Annotated in this window: 8 protein-coding genes; 1 reads left to right on the forward strand and 7 read right to left on the reverse strand. The window is 56.8% G+C overall.

Translation table 11 applies throughout. From position 1 onward, the window contains the following. Window positions 1–37 precede the first annotated feature (37 nt). From NV64_RS10290 to mak, 4 genes are all read right to left on the reverse strand, one after another. Window positions 38–688, reverse strand: coding sequence for a DUF799 domain-containing protein (locus NV64_RS10290; protein WP_101505859.1), 651 nt, complete (start codon window positions 686–688; stop codon window positions 38–40). Further along, window positions 685–1,035, reverse strand: coding sequence for a DUF4810 domain-containing protein (locus tag NV64_RS10295; RefSeq protein ID WP_056233894.1), 351 nt, complete (start codon window positions 1,033–1,035; stop codon window positions 685–687). Before NV64_RS10295 ends, NV64_RS10290 begins: the two co-directional genes overlap by 4 nt. A 17-nt stretch (window positions 1,036–1,052) precedes the next feature. Further along, on the reverse strand, window positions 1,053–1,727 hold the full coding sequence (locus NV64_RS10300) for a CsgG/HfaB family protein (protein WP_056233892.1): 675 nt from the start codon (window positions 1,725–1,727) through the stop codon (window positions 1,053–1,055). Window positions 1,728–2,073: 346 nt separating this feature from the next. Further along, window positions 2,074–2,979: a fructokinase gene (gene mak / locus NV64_RS10305; RefSeq protein WP_101505860.1), complete on the reverse strand. Its 906-nt coding sequence runs from the start codon at window positions 2,977–2,979 to the stop codon at window positions 2,074–2,076. Between the two features lie 145 nt (window positions 2,980–3,124). On the opposite strand from mak, the gene rdgC reads away from it, so the two are divergent. Continuing rightward, window positions 3,125–4,036, forward strand: a complete 912-nt coding sequence (gene rdgC, locus NV64_RS10310) for a recombination-associated protein RdgC (protein ID WP_056233889.1) — start codon at window positions 3,125–3,127, stop codon at window positions 4,034–4,036. A gap of 64 nt (window positions 4,037–4,100) precedes the next feature. Here the strand turns inward: rdgC and ppnP are convergent, their stop codons facing one another. The 3 genes from ppnP to NV64_RS10325 all read right to left on the reverse strand — a co-directional run bounded on the left by ppnP (window position 4,101) and on the right by NV64_RS10325 (window position 5,824). After that, the gene (ppnP, locus tag NV64_RS10315; RefSeq protein ID WP_056233887.1) at window positions 4,101–4,391 is read right to left on the reverse strand and encodes a pyrimidine/purine nucleoside phosphorylase; all 291 of its coding nucleotides are present in this window, start codon (window positions 4,389–4,391) and stop codon (window positions 4,101–4,103) included. A gap of 298 nt (window positions 4,392–4,689) precedes the next feature. Further along, window positions 4,690–5,475, reverse strand: a complete 786-nt coding sequence (locus tag NV64_RS10320; RefSeq protein WP_056233885.1) for an IclR family transcriptional regulator — start codon at window positions 5,473–5,475, stop codon at window positions 4,690–4,692. Window positions 5,476–5,632: 157 nt separating this feature from the next. Beyond that, window positions 5,633–5,824 (reverse strand): YaiA family protein, encoded by a 192-nt coding sequence (locus NV64_RS10325; RefSeq protein WP_056233883.1) that lies wholly within the window; start codon window positions 5,822–5,824, stop codon window positions 5,633–5,635. Window positions 5,825–6,000 lie beyond the last annotated feature (176 nt).

The following is a 6,000-nucleotide window of genomic DNA, read 5'->3' on the forward strand; positions in this document are numbered from 1 at the left end:
GGAAGCAGCCCAGGCTGCTTCCCCTTTGTTTGTCGGCTTACAGCGTGGAAACCGGCTTTTTACGCGGTCCCGGCAGAATGGCACCGTTGGCGCCGCTCGCCGTTAACAGCGAGGCACCAGCAAGGACAGCAATATCGTGGCTCTTGTCGCTGATATTGCTGGCGATCTGCTTGACCGCAGCGCTAATCAGCACGCCAATAACGCCGTTATTGTTATTGTTCTGCGCGTCAGAGGCATAGCCGCTGCCGGACCAGATCTGCCTGCCGCTGCGCAGGTCGACCAGGCGAGCGCTAGCACGCACCGCAGTGACGCTGTCAAATACCTGATATTGCGCACCATATTCGGTGACGTCGAGGTACAGCGCCGCATCGGCGTTAAAGATTTCACGCAGTTTGGCGCTGCTTACCGACTGGGCATCGGCAGCCGTTGCCAGACCGTTCTGCTCGAAGGTTTTTTCCACCACCGCCACAGGGAAAACGTAGTAACCGGACTCGGCCAGCGGACCGGTGACCACAGAGACCAGGCTATGGGCAGCGTTCACGTCCGGCGAACTGTTTTTCACCGGCAGCACCACGATCGACGCCGGTTTGCTGGCGCGAAACGCCGTGTAATCATAGGGGGCCTGCTTTGCGCAGCCGCTGAGAAGTAAGCCTGCCGCAACGGCAACCAGCGCGAGTAATTTATTCACTGCTTTTTCTCCTTATTACGCATCAGAAAGTCCATGTATGCAGCGGATTCCGGGAACTGCGTTTTCTCAGCGTTAAACTGGGCAAAGGCCAAATCAGGACGGCTGGTATCAACATAAAGCAGGCCCAGCTGCGCATGTAATCCAGGAGGTACCGGTTTATTTTTGGCTTTAGCCTGCTCCAGCACTTTATTCAGCGTATCAATTTGCTGCTGGGGAGAAACGTCGTGCTGATAATAGCTGTAAAGCGCAGGCTCGTAGTCTCCCCAATAATAGATCGGTTCAACTTTTTTGGCGCAGGCACTCATTAACAGCGCCGCCAAAGCGACGCCGATAATTTTTCCATTCATGATGTCATAATCCCTTATTATTTAGCCGGACGCCACGCGCCGGACTCAATTCCATTAACCAGATGATTTACTGCTTCACGGATGGCGAGATCCATCACCTTGCCATTCAGCGTGGAGTCATAGCTGGCGGTGCCGCCAAAGCCAATCACTTCACGATTAGACAGGCTGTACTCTCCCGCGCCCTGCACGGAATAGACCACTTCCGAGGTGGTGACATCTACCACGTTCAGATTCACTTTCGCATAGGCCACCTGGGATTTTCCACGGCCGAGAATGCCCCACAGCTGCTGATCGCCCACTTCTTTACGGCCAAATTCGGTGATATCACCGGTAATGACGTAGCTGGCGCCCTTAATCGACTGCTGGCTGCCCTTGTACTGCGCTTCGGCTTTCAGTTCTTCGAGGTTAGCGCGATCCAGCACGTTAAAGCGGCCGGTCTGCTGCAGGTGGGTAATCAGAATAGTTTTCGACTGATTGCCGAGGCGATCGACACCGTCGGAGAAGATGCCGTTCATATAGGCCGAACGGTTATCGAACTTACCGACGGCAATCGGACTTTTTACGCCCTGATATTGCGGCTGGCTGGCGGCGATCACCTGTGGTGCTTCAATGGTCCGCGAAGATTCGGTGGCGCAGCCGCTGAGCACGGCGCTGCTGAATAGGGTTAAAGCAATAAGATTTCTGGAGTTCATTTCATATCCCTGAAAGAAGTCAGCCAAACAGCGAATCAGGCCAAATAGTCTGGCAAAGCCGAATGACTTTCCGGCACAAAAGGTTTGAGGAGATGCTGGTAGCAGGCATGATGCTGCTGGCGGTAGAGACTATCATATCGAAATAAAAAACATAGCCTGAAATTTTAAATAAATTTAATGGCGCAAGGTGAATATTCACCTCCTGACAAAAAATCCGGTATAACCTGGCCTCTTTTTTGCGATGAAATAAGAAAAATCCGTTTTATTCCCTCCCGCATTCACGCGCGTTTATCACGCACGTGAATCGGACTTATTCAGATATTATTAGCCGGTTCCGGCAACATTATCACAGCGGCCACAACCACGCGGCTCCTCGGACGCCGCTGGAGTCACCGTGCACCGCCTGGCGGATTGGCGTGGTAAATTCACCGCCGAACACCCAGTTTTTGACCAGCGCCGGCACGGTCTGGTACAGGCGCTCTACGTTACTCATGCCGCCGCCCAGCACGATCATATCCGGATCCAGAATATTCACCACGTGCGCCAGCGATTTCGCCAGTCGGATTTCATAGCGGCTTAACGCCAGCTCTGCCAGCGGGTCCTGCTGCTGCTGGCGTTGCATAATCTCAGCACCGCTCAGCGCGATGCCGCTCAGGCGCTGGTAGTCGGTGGCAAACCCGGTCCCCGAAATAAACGTTTCAATACAGCCGGCGTGGCCGCAGTAACAGGGCACCTCCGCCCGGTAGCGCAGCTCATCCTCGTCCATCCACGGCAGCGGGTTGTGCCCCCATTCGCCGCCGTTGCCGTTGCCACCCGCGTGCGCCTGACCGTTCAGCGCCACGCCGGCACCGCAGCCGGTGCCAATAATCACCGCAAATACCGTCTGCTGCCCCGCCGCCGCGCCGTCCACCGCCTCGGAGACAGCCAGACAGTTAGCGTCATTGGCAATTCTGACCTCACGACCCAGCAGCCGCTGCAGATCGGCGTCCAGCGGCTGGCCATTCAGCCAGGTGGAATTGGCATTTTTCACCCGCCGCGTCAGCGGTGACAGCGTCCCCGGAATACCGACGCCCACGCTGCCACGCTGGCCGGTCGCCGCCTCGGCCTGTTCGACCAGCCCGACGATGGCCGCCAGCGTCTGCGGATAATCATCACGCGGCGTGGCGACACGATGGCGGAACAGCGATTCCCCCTGGTCAGATAACGCGATCACTTCTGTTTTGGTGCCACCTAAATCGATACCGATCCGCACGGGTTAGTCCTTATGAATTAACGCTGAGACCCTTACCTTAAAAGGCGAAAGGCGGAAAGGCAATGAAACCCCGCCGCCGATTCGCTATCATGCGCGCTGACTTTGAACATGCGCGCCTTTTGCGCGCCCTGAGAGGGAATGCAGCATGCTGTGGTTTAAAAATTTGATGGTTTATCGTCTTAATCGCGACATTCCGCTGGTGGCAGATGAGATGGAAAAACAGCTCGATGCCTTCTCTTTCACCCCCTGTGGCAGCCAGGATATGGCGAAAACCGGCTGGGTCTCCCCGATTGGTCCGCGCAGCGAAGACCTGACCCACGTGACCAACGGCCAGATCCTGATCTGCGCGCGCAAGGAAGAGAAGATCCTGCCGTCGCCGGTGGTCAAGCAGGCGCTGGAGGCTAAAATCAGCCGTCTGGAAGCCGAGCAGTCGCGCAAGCTGAAGAAAACGGAGAAGGACTCGCTGAAGGAAGAAGTGCTGCACAGCCTGCTGCCGCGCGCCTTCAGCCGCTTCAGCCAGACTTATCTGTGGATCGATACGATCAATAATCTGATCATGATCGACTGCGCCAGCGCCAAAAAAGCCGAAGATACCCTCGCCCTGCTGCGTAAAAGTCTTGGTTCACTGCCGGTGGTGCCGCTGACGCTGGAGAGCCCGATTGAGCTGACGCTGACCGAATGGGTGCGCTCCGGCGATCTGCCGGCCGGGTTTACGCTGATGGATGAAGCCGAGCTGAAAGCGATCCTTGAAGATGGCGGCGTGATCCGCTGTAAAAAGCAGGATCTGGTTTGTGATGAGATCGCCAACCATATTGAAGCCGGTAAGCTGGTCACCAAACTGGCCATCGACTGGCAGGAGCGCGTTCAGCTGATCCTCTCCGACGACGGCTCGATCAAACGTCTGAAGTTCGCCGACACGCTGCGCGAACAGAATGACGATATCGATCGTGAAGACGTGACCGGACGCTTTGATGCCGACTTTGTGCTGATGACCGGCGAGCTGGCGGCACTGATCGCCAATATCGTGGAAGCCTTAGGCGGGGAAGCGCAGCGCTGATGGCGCGACAGGAGGTGAGAACCTTCTGAATCAACAGGCCGGGATGCCCCGGCCTGCAGCAAAATCAGTCTTTCAGGTAGCGACACAGATAGGCTGACGGCTCGGCGACCTGCAGATGAAACTCGCTGTGGCCCGGCACGTTGAACACATCACCCGGCTGATACAGTTTCCACTCGGCTTCACCCGGCAGCAGCACCTTCAGTGACCCACTGACCACGGTCATCTCTTCCGCCTGTGCGGTACCAAAGGCGTATTCACCTTCGGCCATCACGCCGACGCTGGCGCGACCGGTGCTGGCGCTGTCAAAACCGATCGACTTCACTTTACCGTCAAAATACTCACTAACGTTGAGCATATAAATTCCTTAAAATCAGAGACAAAGGTAAGCAGCCAGTGTAGAGGCTTTTTCGGGGAGCTGTCACCTGTTATTGCGCAGGAATGCCGCAGTTTGTTGGCGGATTTGCGAGGGTGAGCGGCAGAATGATCCCCTGAAAACCCAGGGGATATTCCGTTTTTTTATTTCGGCCTCTGTGGGCCTGATACCCTGCCCGATCGAGGCGGCGCGGGACGATTGCAGATGAATCGATACAACAAGGTACTGCCAGTGCCCTGGTGAGGCGCTGCGTCACCCCATTCAGGCAGCGACGCAGATACTACGATACCGGGTGGTGCCCGGTGGACCACAACGGGTCGCCAAACTGGCCGGCCAGTTGCTGCGTGACCTTTTTCAACGCATCCAGCCGATCCGGTTGCGGGGGAACCGGCTGGCTGCCGACGGGGAAAGCCAGGCTTAATGCAACCGTCTCTCCCCGATGTTTATTGCTGACGGTGGTAGCGACCGCACAAATCCCCTGCAGGGTTTCATTGCGGGCCAGCGACCAGCCGTGCTGACGGATTTTTGCCAGTTCGGCCAGCAGCTGTTCCAGCGTCTGAGGCGAATTTGGCGAGCTGACCTGCCAGTGATCCGCGTACAGCTTGCTGACATAATCATCGCTGTAACGGGCCAGTATCGCCCGCCCCACCGAGGTCTCCGCCGCCGGTAAACGGCTGCCGGGCGGCGTCACCACCTGGATAAACATTCGCCCCTGGAACATGCGCATGACGATAATTTCACGCCCTTCCAGCACCGAGATATAACCGGTGCAGCTGGATTCTGCCGCCAGCCGCGCCATCACTGACGATGCCCCATCCACCAGCGGCGTTGACAGATAACCACTGGCGACCGAGATCAGCATCTGTCCGGGATAAAAACAGCGCGTCAGCGGATCGCGATCCAACATCCCTTCGCGCTCCATGGTCGACAGCAGGCGCGAAACGGTGCTTTTTGGCAGCCCGAGCGCGCTGGCGACCTCGGTAAACGTCAGCCCCTGCAGGCCCTGAGACAGCCCTCTGCGGGTGAATAATTTCAGAACAGCGGTCGCATTCTCAAGAGTAGTCATTTCGATATTCCATTATCTGGAACTTCTGTTCCTGTTTTTTGATATTTTCAAACTACGACCTTGCTGCCAGGCGGTCAAGCAATTGTTTTTGATATCAGGATAAACAGAATGATGGGAGCGGTGCGGGGAGAGTCCACGGCGTCCCTGCCGCGGAAAATTACTCTTTGGAAACATCTTCATATCGCGCTTTGGCATCCAGCGCTTCGGGCTCGGTTTCGTGCTCGCTGATCAGTGAATCCGGCTTAGGGTGATCGGCGCGCAGTTCATACCAGATCACGGTTTTGCCGGGTGCCCCTTTATTCACCGGGACGATGTAGGCTTCACGTGGATAGGGTGGTCTGCCAGGCATAATGCTTCCCTCTGTTGAGTCTGTCGGCGAGGGAGCGTCAGGCGCTCCCCCAGTGATAACCAGTCAATGGCTTCACCCTAAGTGTAGACAAACTCGCTGACTACCGGCACCAGTGCCGCCAGCAACACCGCCAGCAGAAGCCCGGTGGCCGCAGGCGGTTCAACGCCTGGCGGGAA

It is taken from the genome of Erwinia sp. B116 (assembly GCF_002865965.1).
Classification (GTDB): domain Bacteria; phylum Pseudomonadota; class Gammaproteobacteria; order Enterobacterales; family Enterobacteriaceae; genus Erwinia.